13 protein-coding genes are annotated in these 14,170 nt (G+C 68.3%); 2 read left to right on the top strand and 11 right to left on the bottom strand.

Annotated elements, in window-relative coordinates; genetic code table 11:
• Positions 1-871 (top strand): serine hydrolase (locus AB4Y86_RS02180; RefSeq protein WP_441399797.1); only part of this gene is annotated, 871 nt, incomplete at its 5' end.
• Here AB4Y86_RS02180 and AB4Y86_RS02185 read toward each other — a convergent pair.
• On the bottom strand, positions 868-1,428 hold the full coding sequence (locus tag AB4Y86_RS02185; protein WP_441399798.1) for a DUF488 domain-containing protein: 561 nt from the start codon (positions 1,426-1,428) through the stop codon (positions 868-870). The two genes, AB4Y86_RS02180 and AB4Y86_RS02185, sit on opposite strands and share 4 nt — an antisense overlap.
• 91 nt (positions 1,429-1,519) lie before the next feature.
• Between AB4Y86_RS02185 and AB4Y86_RS02190 the strand changes: the two genes are divergently transcribed.
• A complete protein-coding gene (locus AB4Y86_RS02190; RefSeq protein WP_441399799.1) occupies positions 1,520-2,206 on the top strand; it encodes a uracil-DNA glycosylase in 687 nt (228 codons plus the stop codon).
• Here AB4Y86_RS02190 and AB4Y86_RS02195 read toward each other — a convergent pair.
• The 10 genes from AB4Y86_RS02195 to AB4Y86_RS02240 form a co-directional block, all read right to left on the bottom strand.
• Positions 2,124-3,230, bottom strand: a complete 1,107-nt coding sequence (locus AB4Y86_RS02195) for a phosphotransferase (protein ID WP_441399800.1) — start codon at positions 3,228-3,230, stop codon at positions 2,124-2,126. The genes AB4Y86_RS02190 and AB4Y86_RS02195 overlap by 83 nt on opposite strands.
• Positions 3,227-4,333 carry a phosphotransferase gene (locus AB4Y86_RS02200; protein ID WP_441399801.1) on the bottom strand — a complete coding sequence of 369 codons (1,107 nt, stop codon included), beginning with the start codon at positions 4,331-4,333 and terminating at the stop codon, positions 3,227-3,229. The genes AB4Y86_RS02195 and AB4Y86_RS02200 overlap by 4 nt, the downstream gene beginning before the upstream one ends.
• Positions 4,330-5,598, bottom strand: coding sequence for an aminoglycoside phosphotransferase family protein (locus AB4Y86_RS02205; protein WP_441399802.1), 1,269 nt, complete (start codon positions 5,596-5,598; stop codon positions 4,330-4,332). The genes AB4Y86_RS02200 and AB4Y86_RS02205 overlap by 4 nt, the downstream gene beginning before the upstream one ends.
• Positions 5,595-7,379 carry an ABC transporter ATP-binding protein gene (locus AB4Y86_RS02210; RefSeq protein WP_441399803.1) on the bottom strand — a complete coding sequence of 595 codons (1,785 nt, stop codon included), beginning with the start codon at positions 7,377-7,379 and terminating at the stop codon, positions 5,595-5,597. Before AB4Y86_RS02210 ends, AB4Y86_RS02205 begins: the two co-directional genes overlap by 4 nt.
• Before the next feature lie 140 nt (positions 7,380-7,519).
• Entirely contained in the window at positions 7,520-8,692 is a 1,173-nt protein-coding gene (locus AB4Y86_RS02215; protein ID WP_441399804.1) for a glycosyltransferase family 4 protein, read from the bottom strand.
• The gene (locus tag AB4Y86_RS02220) at positions 8,692-9,912 is read right to left on the bottom strand and encodes a glycosyltransferase (RefSeq protein WP_441399805.1); all 1,221 of its coding nucleotides are present in this window, start codon (positions 9,910-9,912) and stop codon (positions 8,692-8,694) included. The genes AB4Y86_RS02215 and AB4Y86_RS02220 overlap by 1 nt, the downstream gene beginning before the upstream one ends.
• Entirely contained in the window at positions 9,899-11,113 is a 1,215-nt protein-coding gene (locus AB4Y86_RS02225; protein WP_441399806.1) for a glycosyltransferase family protein, read from the bottom strand. Before AB4Y86_RS02225 ends, AB4Y86_RS02220 begins: the two co-directional genes overlap by 14 nt.
• A 149-nt stretch (positions 11,114-11,262) precedes the next feature.
• Complete coding sequence (locus tag AB4Y86_RS02230) at positions 11,263-12,744, bottom strand: ATP-binding protein (RefSeq protein ID WP_441399807.1); 1,482 nt, start codon at positions 12,742-12,744, stop codon at positions 11,263-11,265.
• Positions 12,741-13,421, bottom strand: coding sequence for a response regulator transcription factor (locus AB4Y86_RS02235; RefSeq protein WP_441399808.1), 681 nt, complete (start codon positions 13,419-13,421; stop codon positions 12,741-12,743). The genes AB4Y86_RS02230 and AB4Y86_RS02235 overlap by 4 nt, the downstream gene beginning before the upstream one ends.
• Before the next feature lie 197 nt (positions 13,422-13,618).
• The coding region (locus AB4Y86_RS02240; RefSeq protein ID WP_441399809.1) for a serine hydrolase at positions 13,619-14,170 on the bottom strand (552 nt) is incomplete at its 5' end.

The raw sequence follows: 14,170 nt of genomic DNA on the forward strand, positions 1-14,170 counted from the left end.
GAACAGGCGCTCCCACAGGGCGCGCCGCCGACTCCTGCTGGGGGCGTGTACCGCAGTCCTCGCCGTCACGTTGGCGGCCACCGTATACACCTCGGCGGAGGCCCGCTCAGCAGCGGGGCGCCCGACGACGTCGGCCACGGCGGCGCCGCCGACCGCCCCGGCGGCTCCAGCGGCAGCGGCAGGCGTCAGTCCGGCTCTGGACGCCGAGCTGAATGGCATCATCGACGCCAACGGCGAGTACCAGATCGGTGTGTCCCTGATCGATCTGGCAGACGGCACAGAGCACGACTACGGCGTCCAGCAGGCGTTCGAGGCAGCGAGCACCGCGAAGGTCCTGGCCGCCGCGGCCTATTACCACCTGGTCGAATCGGGCGGTGCGTCCCTCAACGAGCCGATGGGGGACTGGACCGCCGGGTTCCAGCTCAAGGAGATGATCCAGGACAGCGACAACGACTCCTGGTCCCTGATCATGGACGCCGTCGGCCACCAGCAGCTCAGCGACTACGCGTCGTCGATCGGGGTCAACTACAGCCCGGAATCCAACACCCTGACTCCCGCCGAGATGGCCCGCGTCATGGCTGGGCTCTACTCGGGGAAGCTGCTCGATAAGGACGACACCGCGGAGTTGTTGTCCTACATGCAGAACACCAACTATGAATCGCTGATACCCGCGGCGGCCCCCGCCGACGTCGAGGTCTTTCACAAATACGGGCTGCTGGACGGGGAATTGCACGACGCCGGAGTCCTCGCCAAGAACGGCAGCGCCTACGCCCTCGTCATCTACACCAAAGGCGACAGCGACGCAGACATCCCGCAGCGGACCGACGTCATCCACCAGCTCACCCGGGCCGTGACCGGCGCCGTCTTCTAGGTGCCCGGCGTGCCCGGGTCGGTGGCATCCGGCTGCTCTGCCGGATACCACACCCGGTCGCCGTCGACCCGGGCGAAGGAGGTCAGGGCGTGGGGTTTGGCGGATTTCTCCGTCATGATGTCCAGCACCTCGACATCCCGGACCAAGAGCGCGTCGCCGATCAGCGAGCGGTGGCAGCGCCACGGGACGGCTTCCGCGCACATGATGGCCGCATCGTTGGTCCGGCCGTGTTCGATCAGCTGGCCGACGGCGTCGGCAAAGTCCGCGGTCTGCATGTAGTCCGCGTAGCCGCGGAACGAAGCATTCCGCCAGGCGACGTTGGGACTGTCTTTGGTGGTGTGCCGCAGGCCGCCGAGGGATTCCATCCGCCGGTAGGTGATCCCGCTGGCACGCACGCTCGCTGCCAGTTCGTCCGCGTTGAACTGCGGATTGTGCCGCGACTTCGGCACGGTCCGCACGTCGATCAGCTTCTTGATCCCGTGGGCCCTGAGCAGGCCGATGAATTCGTCGATGGGGTGAGTGGAGTGCCCCACCGTAAAGATGGTCATGTCCGTCATGTCCCCATGCTAGAGGCCCGGGGGGGGTGGTGCCCTCGGCCGAGTGGCCCCGGTAGTCTGGTCGGGCTACGAGCCAAGGAAGCGGCACCACATGACTTCATCCTCCATCACGGCCTTCGTCGACCGGCTCGCCGCCGTGCAAACAGGGCCCGGCTGCGCCAACTTCTTTGATCACACCGTGGCCGGGAATGGGCTCCGGCGGCGGAACCTGGCGGTCTACCTGCAGGAAATGCTGGATCGCGCACCGAAGGTGCTGCTGGTCGGCGAGGCCCCCGGGTTCAGGGGCATGAAGATCACCGGCATTCCCTTCACCAGCCGCACCATCCTCGAGCAGGGCAGTGACGGGTTCGRCCTGTTCGGGCCTGGAAAGGGGTACGTGCTGCCGCCGGACCCTGACAGTGTTGCCGCTGAACCGACGGCCACGGTGATGTGGGAGGTCCTTGCTGAGCTGGACTTCCTTCCGCTGCTCTGGAGTGCGTGTCCGTGGCATACCCACAAGCCCGGCCTGCCGCTCTCCAACCGCACGCCCACGGCCTCCGAGGCGGCCTTGGGAAGCCCGTTCTGGCAGGCCCTGGCCGAGGTGTTTGCGATCGAGACCGTGGTGGCGGTGGGGAATGTGGCACACCGCAGCCTGCAGCGGAGCGGCTTCGACGCGCCGAAAATTCGGCACCCGGCACACGGCGGCCGGTCCGGCTTCAAGCGGGGATTGCAGGAACTGCTCGACGCCGGGATGCCTCGTGCAGGAGATCCCCGGCCAAGGCGGCCCACTGGGGCCTGAAGGAGTAGAGGCAGCCGAGCCGCAGGCTGGCCGCGTTGGCGTAGGCGTCGAAGCGGGCCGGCGTGACCCGCAGTTCCTCGGCGGCGGCGATGACCTGGCAGTGCGCGGTCCGGTACCGCTCGGCGGTCAGGCGCCGTTGCCGCAGGCGCAGGCGCAGGTGAACGGCAAGGTTGGCCAGGTCGACGCCGGCTTCGGCGACCCCGGACTCGTCGAAATCCAGCAGCCCCAGGGGAGCGTCGGGCGCCGTGGCGAATATCTGCTTGTCATGGAGGTCCCCGTGGGACCAGACCAGCGGATCAGGCTCGGTGCGCAGCAACTGTTGGGCGATCTGCACCGCGGCCGCGGCCACGGCCTCCCGCTCGGCCCGCGCCGCCGGCAGGTCCCTGGCGTGCAGCAGCCAGAGGTCCACCATCCGTTGCAGATTTTCGAGTTCGACGGCGGCCGTGCGGGGTGCCAGCGCCGCCATGGACGCCCGGTGCGCGGCGGTGCCGGACAGGGACTGTTGGCGGACCCAGCAGCGGGACCATTTTTGCCAGATTTTCTCAAACTCGGCGTCGCTGGCGTCCGGGTCGCTTCCCAGCTCGAACAGGGAGCGGCCGGGGAGGGCGGTGAGGAGGAGGCAGCCCCGGGTGTAGGAAACCACGTCAGGACTCAGGAAGTCCCCGGCAGCCAGGAAAGCGTTCGTCCGGGTGTGCCGGTCCGCGGCTTCGTCGGACTGACGGGGCCGGAAGATCTTGTAATAGCGGTCGCCGGTCCTGACGACAGCCCGCTTGTGGGCCCGGTGTACCACCACCTCGCCCAGCGGTTCCACCTGCGCGAGGCCGGGCAGGCGCCGGTCGCCGCCGTCGGGCAGCAGCTCCAGCGCTCCGGCCCGGAGATGCGCGGCCCGGACGCCCGCCCGCCCGGGCGCCGCCAGCTCCAGGATGTAGTCGCCCGCGGTGGGTCCCGGCCAGGYCCGCCGGACCGGCCAGAGCTCTCCGTCCGCGTCGTGGACGGAGAGGGGGACGGGCGGGTGCCAGCTCATGTCATCAGCTCCTGGGCGCGGCGGACCGGCGGCGTGGCTCGCTCGTCGAGCGCGGCGAGGGCCAGGAACAAGCGCCCCGGCAACGGCGAGCAGGCCAGACGCAGCCAGGCGGCGTCGGAATAGGCACGGAACCTGTCCGGACTGACCTGCAACCGGGCAGCGGCGGCCATTACCTGCCGGTGGCCCGTGAGGTAGCGGGCCGCCGCAAGGCGCTCCTGGCGCTCCAGGAACTCCAGGTGCACGTCCAAATTGGCCAGATCGAGGGCGGCCTCGGCCCGTGCCGTGTCGTCGAAGTCGAGCAACCCGAGGGCGAATCCGCCGTCGATGGCGATGATCTGCTTGTCGTGCAGGTCGCCGTGGGCCCAAATTAGCGGGTCGGGTGCGGACCCGAGCAGTTCCTCCGTCACGTACACGGCCCAGCCGCACAACGCAGCACGTGGCGAGGACGCTTCCGGCAGGTCCCCGTAGTGACGCAGCCAGCGGTCCACCCACCGCCACATATCGGCTACTTCAACCTCGGGCGAGTGGACCGGCAGCGCGGCCAAGGCGGCCAGCCCGGCGGTGTCGTGGCCGGCACCCACCTGGGAGGTCCAGGCGATCGACCAGTTCTCCCACAGCGGGGCCAGTGCTTCGTCACTGACCGTGATGCCGTCCTTCCCCAAATCACCCAGGGTTCGTCCGTGCAGGGGACTGAAAACGATGACATCCGCCGAGCTCCGCAGGACCCTGGGCGCGCTGAACGGGCCGGCGTCCAGCAGGATCTCCGTTTGTGCGCAGCGTTCGGCGGGCACTGTCGCCTCGCCGGGGCGGAAGATCTTGATGTAGCACCCGTCTGCCCGCACCACGGCGCGCGTGTGCGGCCGGTGGGCGATGATCTCACCGTGGCGCGCTTCGGCCAGGAGGGCCGGCAGTCCGGGGTCGTCCCGGGGGACCAACTCAAAGTGCCCGGACCGGAGGTGGGCCGCCCTGACGCCGGCCGCGCCGGCCGCCGTGACCTCCAGTTTGTAGTCGCCCGGGGTCCTGTCCGGCCATGCCCGGCGGACCTGCCAGGTACGCCCGGAATCGTCCACGGCCGATTTCGGCAGCGGCGGAAGCCAGCTCATGGGACCAGCTCCGAGGCCCTGTCGAGGTGCCGGAACAGGTCCGCGGCCCAGTCAGGGCACCGGTCCCGGAACGGGTCCACACACCCGGCGAACAGCCGCAACGCCGTCCAGGCGTCCGCCGCTTCGGGCAGGAACCGGCCACCCGCAGCCACGTAACCCGCCAGCAGGGGTGCTAAGCGCGGCGGCCCCGCGGTGGCCCCACGCCAGCGGCTCATTTCCTCGACGGCGGCGAAGGAGCCCAGATCGGCTTCCGGAACTCCCGCACGGGCACGGTCAAAGTCGATCAGGCGGACCTCGGATCCGCTGACCAGCACCTGGTCAGCGGAGAAGTCTCCATGGACGACGACGGCGGCCCCGCCGTCGGCGCGGTCAGCGTCTGCCAAACTACGGCGGATCCGGGCCGCCACGCGTGCGGCCCGCTGTTCCAGCGCCGGGACGAGCGCCGTAACCATGGCGCTGGTTACCGCGAGTTGGCGCTCCACGAGGGCTTCGGGCCCGGCGGGGCGGCCGGGGCCGTCGTCGTCCGCCGGGATGCTGTGCAGCCGGGCGAGGGCTTCGCCGGCCCGGCGGGCACTGGCCGGGTCGTTGCTGGCCGCCAGATCCCGGTCGCCCCAGAGCGGGCTGGCGCTGGTGCCGTGGTCCAGGCAATCAGCACCGCCGAGGATGGGCAACACAGGAACTCCGTGGTGCCGCAGACGCTGCTGGAGGCGGTGCACGCTCTCGCCGGCGGGATGGGCCGCGGTCTTGATCACGATCGGCGCATCCTCGTGCGGCTGCAGCAGGACAACACGCCGCTCGGGCTTGTAGCGCAACACCGTGGCGCCGGCGAGGAGTCCCGTTCCGGGCCGCGGCAAGGCGCCGAGCTCTTCCAGTCCCGGTACGGAAAGCCAGCGCAGATTATCGCCCAGTGCCCAGTCGTCCTCGATCCCGCCGACGGCGATCAACGCGTCGGTGTGGGGCGGGGGAGCCCGCAGGAGGCGCAGGCCCCCGCCGCGCCGCTCGGACTTCCGGGCACGTCCGTCCAGCTTGACGTTGCCGCGCGTCGTGAGGGCCCAGCCATATTCTGCCGTGCCGTCACGAGTTCGGCGGAAGGCAACGAGCGCCGACGTGCCCGGCTTGTACCGGACCCGGGTGATGCTGACCGGTTCCGCCAGGACTTCGGAGAGCAAATCGTCGTCGAGGACCACGGCCAGGCAGGGCAGCCGGTCGTCCCGGCCGGCGAGCGAGACGTCGGCCACGCGCAAAGGCATCCGCAAGGCAGTCACGTGGGCACCTCAACGTCCTGGAGCGCCACCCGCTGTCCGTCATCCTCCTCTGCGTGCTCCTCCGATGCCCGGGTGGTGGGCGGATCTCCCAACCACCTACTGAACCGGCTGTCTGGATCCTGCAGCAGCTCCAGCGGACGGCCTTCCTCGAGGATGCGCCCGTCTTCGAGCCAGATGACCCGGTCGGCAAGGCGTGCGGCGAACGCATCGTGGGTGATCGTGATCGAGGTCCGTCCGCGGGTCAGGACCTCCAAGGCATCCAGTATCGATTCCCGGGAGGCCGGATCCAACCCTGCGGTTGCCTCGTCCAGGATGACGATCGGCGCCTGCCGGAGGATGGCACGGGCGATCGCTATCCGCTGCCGCTGCCCGCCGGAGAGATCCTTGGCCGCTTCCCCCAAAACCGTGTCGTAGCCATCCGGAAGGGCACGGATAAAGTCGTCCGCCTGGGCCAGCGCGGCGGCGTGCTCGATGTCTTCATCGGAGGCGTCCAGGCGCCCAAACCGGATGTTCTCCCGCACGGTGTTTCCGAAGAGGACGGAGTCCTGGAGCAGGATTGAGACGTGGGCGCGCACCGAGGCGGTCTGAAGCTCCTTCAGGTTCTCGCCGCCCACCCGGACCGTGCCGGTGGTGGGGTCGATCATGCGCAGGATCAGGCTGGCCAGGGTTGATTTTCCGGCACCGGACGGGCCGAGGATGGCCAGGCGCTCGCCGGCCGGAATCGTCAGGTTGATCCCGTGCAGCACGGTGGTCCCCTCGCCGTGGCCGGCGGAGACGTCCTCGAAGACGACATCGGGGTGGCTGCTTTCCAGCGGCCGGGCATCAGGAAGCTCGGGCAGATCCGTCTCGGCCTCGAGCAGGTCCGCCACGCGCTCGCCGGACGCCGTGGCCTGCGCGATCCGGCTGGTTTGCTTGGCAAGATCCTTCAGCGGCTTCATTCCGGTCTTCAGGTAGGTGAGGAAGACGACCAGGTCCCCGGGGCTGATCGAGTGGTCCAGCACGCGCCAGCCGCCTCCGGCCAGGACGATTGCCGTGGCGAAGCCGATCAGCACGTCGGTGCGCCGTTCAAGGCCGGCGGCCAGCCGGAGTGCGGCGACGCCGGTCCCTAGTGTGGCCGCGTTGCTCTTCCGGAAGCTGGAGCTGATGGTGTCCTCAAGCCCGTAGGCCTGCACTTCACGCATGGCCCCGAGAGTCTGGGCGGCCGTGGTCGCCAAGGCTCCCTCACCTTTGCGGGATTTACCCGCTGCCTTCGTAATCGAGCCCGAACTCCGACGCGACAAGAGGGCGAAAATGCCGGCCGCCAGGAAGACGACCAGCGCCAGCATCGGGTCAAGCCACAGCATGATGACGGTCATGGCCACGAGCGTGACGGCGTTGCCCAGCATCGGCAGACCGGCGGTAACGGCGACGTCCTGCAGGCGCGAGACATCACTGACAAGCCGCTGGACGGTGTCTCCGGAGGACGCCCGCGTGTGGTGCCGCATGGACAGGCCCTGGACGTGGCGGAACGTGCGGGCACGGAGGTCGGCCGCGACCCGGGAACCGACGAGAGCGAAGGAGATGGCGGACCAGTAGTTGGCGATGGCACGCAGGACGCTGATGACCACAATCGCGGCGCCGCACAGCAGCAGCGTCTGCGTGTTGGCTTCGAGGGTGGGCCCGGGCCTCTTGATGGTCGCGCCGAGCGAGCGCGTCACGGCGTCGATCACGAGTTTCACCGGCCATGGCTCCAGCAAGCGAAACAGGACGTCGGCGGCCAGGGCAGCGAATCCGATGACCATCCGCAACCGATGTTCGCGCAGATGCGGTCCGACGCACCGCAAGGTGCGGCGGAGCCCGGAGACTGGTTTGTCCCCTTGGCCGCGCCGCCTCCACCGCCACAGTCCCTGCGGGGTTCGTGTCGGTACGTGCCTGGGCACGGTCATGGCCAAGCCGCCTGCCACGGGACCGGCAGTGCCGCCGTGATGCGGGAGAGGACCCCGTTCCAACTGAAGCGCTTTTCGGCCTCTTCGCGGGCCCGGCTGCCGAGACCTTCGCGCAGGGCAGGATCATCCGCCACCCGGGTCAGAGCGGCGGCGAGGGCCGCGGGCTGCGACGGGGGAACCAGGATGCCCGTGCGTCCGTCCTCCAGGATCGACGGTATCTGGCCCACGGCGCTCGCGATGATCGGCATCGAAGCGGCCATGTACTCGTAGACCTTCAGGGGCGAAAAGTAGTCGTCCCGTCCCTCTTCTTGCGCGGGGTAGGGCGCCGCGGCGGCGTCGCACTCATGAAGCAGGGCCGGCACGTCCGCAGGCCGGACCGCACCGGTGAACTCCGTCTCCACCCGCAGCGAGCCGGCGAGCTGTTCCAGTTCCGTCCGGCCCGGCCCGTCGCCGATGATCCGCACCGTCCACCGGAGGCCCGGCCCGGGGGCGGTGGAATTCGCCAGTGCGACGGCCTGCAGCAGGTCCGGCACCCCGTGCCAGGGCTTCAGCGTTCCGACAAAGGCCACGGTGAGGTGGTCGGGGTTCTTACGGCCGGGGCGGCGCGCCGTGATGCGTTCGGTGTTGACGCCGTTCGGCGCCAAGATCGTCCGGGCGCCGGGCACCCGGGCTTGCACCCAGCGGACCACCGGCTCCGAAACGCAGGCCACGACGTCGGCGGTCCCGGCATTGCGCCGGAGGATCGTTTCGGCCTTCCTGATGTCCAGCAGTTCGCGGTACTTCTGTTGTTCCTCGATCAGGGGGGCGTTGACCTCCAGTACCGAGGGGATGTCCAGCACGCGGGCCAGCACCGAAAGCGCCGGGCTGAACAGCGAATAGCGTTCGTACACGAGGCCGCAGCCTTGCCGCAGGACCTGGTCAACCAGGGCCAGCGCGGCGTTCTCGAGTGCCTGTTCGCGGGCGGGCCCGGGGACGCTGTCCGGCTGGACTTCGACGACGTCGAGGTCGTCGAGGTCGTCGGGCCGGTCGGTTCCCAGCCGGGCGCAGTAGACCGTGACGTTGGCGCCTGCCACCCGCCAGGCCCGGACGATTTCCTGGACATGCACGGAGGAGCCCTTGGTGCCGAAGACGGGCACGCCGGGGTCTGCGCAGATATAGGCCACGCGCATCAGGCGACCCTCCGTTCCGCGAGGGCGAGGGACCGCAGCAGTTCGGCCTGCCGCCGGACGTCGAAGTCCTGCTCGATCAGCGTCCGGGCGTTGCGGGTCATCGAGACACGGTCGGTGCCGGGAGAGCTCATCTTCTGGATGGCACGGGCCAGGACGTGCGAATTTGCCGGCCGCGCCAGGATCCCGGTTGAACCGTTACGGACCACTTCCGGGATACCGGTGACGGCCGTGCTGATGCAGGGAACGCCGGCGGCCATCGCTTCCAGGAGGACCGTGGGCATCCCGTCTGCATTGCCGTCCGCCGCGACGATGCAGGGGGCAATAAAGATGTCGGACGATTCGAGCAGCTCATGGACCTGGTCCTGGGTCTGGGCTCCGATCAGCCGGACGTGGTCAGCGAGCCCGAGGCGTTCGATCGTGGCCTCGAGCTCGTCGGCCAGCACCCCGGTTCCGGCGATGCGCAGGTCCAAGCGGAAACCCTCCGCCAGGAGTTCGGCTGCGGCGGGCAGCAGGTGCTGGAATCCCTTCTTTTCCACCAGGCGCCCGACGGCGGCGATCCGCACCGTGCCGCCGAGCGGGAGCGGATCCCGGTACGGGAAGCGGTCCAGGTCCAGGCCGTTGCGCACCAAATGAAGCCGCGCGGTCGAAGCGGGGAAGCGCTTGCGCAGGTAGCGCAGATTGAAGCGGCTGATCGTCACGGCGTGATGGGCCTGTTCGAGTTTGATCCGGAGGTCCTCGCTGCTGACCGAGTCATGGAAGATGTCGACGGCGTGGGCGGTGAACGAGTACGGGATACCCGTGATGGCCGAAGCCAGCCGGGCGACACTCGTGGCTCCCGAGGCGAAGTGGACGTGCATGTGCCGGATGTTGTGATGTTGCAGGGCAACGGCCAGGTTGATGGCACGCACGGCGTCGTCCGGCGCGGCGGCCGCGAGCTCGCCGAAATTCCTGCCCAGCGCGCCGGTCAGCCCGGCCGTGTCGGCCGCCTGAAAGCTCTCCCAGAGCTCGGACGTCTTTAACGGCCGGCCAATGTAGGTCACCGGCGCCCGGACCCGGGCGAGTTCAGAGTGGAACCGGGGATCGTTGGGCGGCAGCAGCGAGAAGATCTCGATCCGGTCGCCGGCCGCTTCCCGGGCCAGGATCTCGGACACGATGAAAGTCTCGGAGAACCGCGGGTACATCTTGAGGACGTAGGCAGTCCCCGGCTCAGACGGCGACACGGCCGGCGCCTTCTTTAGGACTGAGTGCGGGGTCGCTGGCGTTCGGACGGAACAGCGGCTGGAGCAACTGGGCCGCCAATTGCGGAACCCGGATCAGCCCGTCGAGGACCGCCCGACGGCGATCCACCGTGGTGCCGAGCCTCGCCGCGAGCCAGCAGCCGAAGATGTCGGGGGTCAGCGTGCCGATGTCCTGTTGTTCCAAATAGCCGGCGTTGGCCAGCGACGTGGCCCGGATGCGCTGTTCGGCCCGGGCTTGGGTGCGGGGCACGATCAGGGCGGGGACGTTCGTGCTCATGATCTCGCACACCGTGTTGTAGCCGCCCATCGAAACGACGGCGGCCGCGTTGCGGAGATGGTAGATGAGGTCATCGACCGTGGGGACAACCTTGACGCCGGGGCCGGCCTGCTGCCGCAAGTCGTTGAGCTGCTCAACCGGCATCTCGGGCCCCGCCACGATCAGGTGTCCCAGGCCCTCCGGCACGTGGGCGGCAACCGCCACTCTGGCCAGGGCGTGGCCGTCTGAGCCGCCGCCGACCGTCGTCAGGCAGTAGGGGCCGGGCATGCAACTGGTTCCGGAGCCGGGAGGCCGTCCCTCGGCCAGATAACCGGTGTAGCGGATGAGCTTCCGGAGGGAGAAGGGAATTTCGCCGGCCGCCACGGGATCGTGGACGGCGGGGTCGCCGTAGATCCAGATCTCATCGAACAAGGCCTTGACCAGCCGCGGTCCGCCAAAGCGGGCCCACTCGCTGAAAGCGACGTCGGGGGAATCCAGGACTTCCCGGAGCCCCAGCACCACCCGCACAGGGGCGCCCGAGCGGGCATGCCGCAAGGCGGATTCCAGTTCGCGGTGCACCCCGGTCGCATGGCGGTCCACAATCACCAGATGCGGGCGGAACCCGGCCAGGACCGCTTTAAGCAGCCGTGCCCGCATGGACACAAGCTCGTGCATGGGCATCGCGAGGTTTCGAGGCAGATAGCCCTCCGGGCTTTTGCCCACGCCGGGAAGCAGTACCCAGTCCCAGCCGTCCGGCGCTTGGAACGCGGGCGCATGCGCGGTTCCGGTGATGAGGATGCCGGTGACGGGACGGCCGGTCAGTCCCGGAAGTTGATTGTTCAGGGCGTGCGCCAGCGCCAGATTCCGGCGCACATGCCCAAGGCCCACCGAATCATGTGAGTAGAGCACTATTCGCATCGGATCCATTGCGGTCCTCCAAACACACGGCCCGCAACTCAGGGGTATTCCCTGCCAGCGGTGGTTGATGTCTAGCACCAGCCTGCACCGCAAGCGTGAGGGAGGGATGAGGGGAAGATGAAGGAGTTCTCATGAAAAGCGGCACCGATGCTATCGGTTCAGAGTTTCACGCCAACGGTCTGCAGCGGGACCCGGATCATGAAGCGTGATCCCTGGCCGTAGGCTGATTCCACGGTAGCCGTGCCGCCGTGGGCTTCGGCGATAGCAGCCACGATGGCCAGGCCGAGGCCCGAGCCTTCCTCCCCGCGCCCCGGGCGGGCCCGGCCGAAACGCTCAAAGATCCGCTGCTGGTCCTTCACCTCGATGCCGGCGCCGGTGTCCCGCACCCACAGCACAAGCGTGTCAAAACCGGCCAGCGGGGTGCCGTCCGGCGCCGTCGGACCTTCGATCCTGCTGCCCAGGGCGATCGTGGAGGAGCTCCCGGTGTACTTGACGGCGTTGGCGGCCAGCTGGACGAGGGCCTGGGTGAGGCGCTGGGGGTCGGCCTCCACCACGTAGTCGGCGCTCTCATCGATCCGCCAGCGGCGGTCCGCGAGGACACGGATTTTTTCCATCACCTGTTGGAGGAATTCGGGGATCCGGATGGGCGCTTTCCTGATGAAGTCGGGGTGGCCGGCGTTGGCGAGGACCAGCAGGTCATCCACGAGTCGCTGCATCCGGTCCAGCTCTTCGAGCAGCACCTCCCTCGTGGCTATCACATCGGCGGGGTCGTCGACCGAGACGAGTTCCAGGTGTCCGCGGAGAATCGTGAGGGGGGTTCGCAGCTCGTGGCCGGCGTCGTCCAGGAACTGTTGCTGCTGCCGGGCGCCCTCATCGAGCCGTTCCAGCATGGTGTTGAAGGTCTTGGTCAGGAGCGTCACGTCGTCCTCGCCGTCGCGCACTTCCACCCGCTGGGTGAGGTCCTCGTGGCTGACCACGCGGGTGGCTTCGCGCAGGCGGCGGAGCGGATCCAGCAGACGCCCGGCCACCAGCCCGCCGATCAGGGCCGCGGCGAGCAGCGTGCCRGCCGCTACGACGGCGTACGTCTGGACGGAGGCGAGATTGTGGTCTCTTTGGTCGGAGGCGTCCCGGCCAAGCAACAAATACGTCCCGGTGCTTTGAGCCGTCGCATCCTTCACCGGCAGGACGACGGTTCTGAGCGGACGGCCGCCGGCGTTGAACTCGTCGAAGACTGCGGCTGCGGGGTTAGGGAGCTGGGTTGCGGCGGGTCGCACGGCTTGGTCCAAGAGAGGCTCATCGGGATTCCCTTCTTTGATCCACTCAATGCGCCCGTCAACGATTGCGGCCATGACTTCGTTGCTGCGGGGTGCGATGTCCTCGGCCGAGTCGCGGAGCTTGTTGCTGTACGAATCGCTGCTGGCATCGTTGTTGGTCTCAACCAGTTTGACCAGTGAATTGCCCTTGTCCAGAATTGCCTGGTCAACCCGGGCGTCGGAGTCCTGGAACTGGACAATGAAGGCGATCAGTCCCGCACTCACCAGCCCGGCGAGCATCATGCCCAGCATGGCGGCCACCACCCGGAAACGCACCGAATGGAACTTCGCGCTCCAGCCGGACGGGTCCAAGTCCGGGGACGTCACGATTCCCCTTCCCTGGCCAGCCGGTATCCGGCACCGCGTGTCGTGACGATGTGGTCCGCGCCGATCTTTTGCCGTAACTGGCGCACGTAGACGTCCACCACGTTGGATGTCCCGTCAAAGTCGTAGCCCCACACATGGCTCAGAAGTTGTTGACGGCTCAGGACCTGCCCGGGATGGAGCAGGAACATTTCGACCAGCGCGAACTCGCGGGCGGACAGTTCGACCGTCCTGTCCCCGACGCTTACGGTGCGGGTGTGGAGGTTCAGTTCCAGGATGCCGTAGCGGATGATGTGGTCCGCAGGAGGGTCGTTGTTTTCGCCCGGGCGGACGCGGCGCCTGATCCGGGCCACGAGTTCTTCGAAGCGGAACGGCTTGGTCATGTAGTCGTCGGCGCCGCCGTCCAAGCCGGCGACGGTGTCCGCGGCGGAGCTCCGGGCGGTGAGGATGATGACCGGAAGATCCACCCCGTTCTTGCGCAGCGCGGTCAGCACGGTGAAGCCGTCGAGGCGGGGGAGCCCGACGTCGAGGAGCAGGAGGTCGAACTGGCCGCTGGAGGCGTAGTCCACGGCCGTGACACCGTCGGTCACAACGGTCGGAGCGAAGCCGGCGGCCCGCAGGCCCTTTTCGATGAACCGGGAGATGCGTTCTTCGTCTTCGGCGATGAGTATGCGGATCACATCGACCCCTGCATGAGCTGGGAGCAAAGTCAGGAGCCCCAGCAGCCCCGATCGGCCCGAAGGACGGGCATAGCGCGGGCATTGCTAAGTGTCCGTGCGCGAAGTTCCGGCATCCGCGATTGGCGTTGGACCCGGTGTTCTCCATGTTGCCCCTGTAGCGGGGTCCGCGCCACCCCTCGCGCCAAGCTTTCGGAGTGTTACCGCCGGAACAAGGCCCCGGTGACCGCCGTCGTCACCTGGTGGATCACGCCGATCCGGTCCGGGCTGTCCGCGTCCTCCTCACCCCAGGTGTAAATCGCCACCGCGTAGGCGGCATCACCGGAGCGCAGGACCGCGGCGTCGTGGACGTAGCCCTGCACCACCCCGTACTTGTGGTTCACCGTGATGCCCTGCGGCACGGCCGCGGGGATCAGTTCATCGTCGTTGGTGTCCTGCATGAAGCCCAGCAGCTCGTCGGTGTGCTCAGGGCTAAGCAGCTGCCCGGCGTAGAGCTGCTTGAGCAGCAGTGCCATCGCGGCCGGGGTCAGAAGGTTCTCTTCCGGGTCGTAGCTGATGCCGATCGACGCCGCGTACTCGATCAGCCGCGGGTAGCCGATGTCCTGCATCAGCAGCAGCCAGGAATCATCGCTGCTGGTGTTGACCATGGCCTTGAGCTGGAACGCGGCATCGAAACTTCCCAGCTCCGCGTCCAGCGACTTCTCGCCGCTTTCCACCAGATGGTAGTAAGCGGCGGCGGTGATGATCTTGGC

Source organism: Arthrobacter sp. 2YAF22_2, from assembly GCF_052114645.1.
Lineage (GTDB): Bacteria > Actinomycetota > Actinomycetes > Actinomycetales > Micrococcaceae > Arthrobacter.